Raw genomic sequence first — 1,299 nt, 5'->3', positions numbered from 1 at the left:
TGACCTTCCCCTCGTAGCGTAGAGACCGTGACTGCAGGGGAAGTTGGGAGTCATGGCAGACAAGAGGCGGAAGTTCGACGCGGAGTTCCGTGAGGGGGCTGTGCGGATCGTCGCCGAGACCGGCAAGACGCTTGCCGAGGTGGCGAGGGATCTGGGGATCAACGAGACGACGCTGGCGACGTGGGTCTCGCGGGCCAGGCAGGCCGCCGGCACTGGGTCCGGGGAGAGCGAGGAACTGGCGCGACTGCGCCGGGAGAACACTCAACTGAAGCGGGACAACAAAGAGTTGGCGATGGAGCGTGATGTCCTCAAACGCTGCATGGTCCTGTGGGTGAAGTAGCTGTGGCGGACCCGGCGGAGCTCGTCGGGGTGATCAGCGACCAGAGGACCGAGCACGGCATCCCGCACACCGTCACCTGCCGGGCGCTCGGCGTGTCCCAGGCGTGGTTCTACAAGTGGCGAAGGCGCCCGGCCGCGCCGACGAACCGGGAGGTCCGGCGGGCGAAACTCGAAGAGAGGATCACGTACTTCTTCCACCGTTCAGGCGGCACCTACGGCTCGCCGCGGATCACCTTGGACCTGTGGGCCGAGGGCTGGCAGGTGTCGGTGAACACGGTCGCCGAGATCATGGCCGACCTGGGACTGCAGGGCCGCAAGCCGCCGCGCCGGCGCCGCTCGCTCACCCGGCAGGGCAAACGCAGAGCCGCTCCTGACCTGGTGCGGCGTATCTTCGACGCGGTCGCTCCCAACGTGCTGTGGGTCGGCGATATGACCGAGATCGACACCGGCGAGGGCAAGCTCTACCTGGCCACCGTCATCGATCTCTTCTCACGTCGTCTGCTCGGCTATGCGATGGGCGCCCACCACGACGCCGCCCTGGTGGTGGCGTCGTTGCAGATGGCGGCCACGACACGCGGCGGGGCAGTGGACGGCGTGATCTTCCACGGCGATCGCGGCAGCGAGTACACCAGCGAGGCGTACAACAACCTGTGCGACCGGCTGGGTGTGGTGCAGTCCATGGGGCGTGTGGGGTCGGCGCTGGACAACGCCGCCGCGGAGTCGTTCAACTCGCTGATCAAGGTCGAGTACATCCACCGGCACCACTTCGCCACCAGGGCCGAGGCCCGCCTGAAGATCGCCACCTGGATCACCGACTTCTACAACACGCGCCGTAGGCACAGCGCGGCGAACGGACTACCCCCGACGGAGTTCGAACGGATCATCAGCGAGGCACGAGCCGGTCGCCTGAACGAGGGACTGGCTGCATAGGAAGGCCTCTACGAAACCAGGGGATTGACA

The 1,299-nt window shown here is 66.7% G+C and carries 2 protein-coding genes; both read left to right on the top strand.

Features of this window, described 5'->3' with window-relative positions; genetic code table 11:
• Window positions 1-52 precede the first annotated feature (52 nt).
• Window positions 53-340: a transposase gene (locus ACIBH3_RS35960; protein ID WP_396316321.1), complete on the top strand. Its 288-nt coding sequence runs from the start codon at window positions 53-55 to the stop codon at window positions 338-340.
• A gap of 29 nt (window positions 341-369) precedes the next feature.
• On the top strand, window positions 370-1,269 hold the full coding sequence (locus ACIBH3_RS35955) for an IS3 family transposase (RefSeq protein WP_396316320.1): 900 nt from the start codon (window positions 370-372) through the stop codon (window positions 1,267-1,269).
• The last annotated feature ends 30 nt before the right edge of the window (window positions 1,270-1,299 follow it).

It is taken from the genome of Kitasatospora sp. NPDC050543 (assembly GCF_044457565.1).
Lineage (GTDB): Bacteria > Actinomycetota > Actinomycetes > Streptomycetales > Streptomycetaceae > Kitasatospora.
Note: the sequence above shows the minus strand (reverse complement) of the source record. Positions and strands in the feature narration are given on the sequence as shown.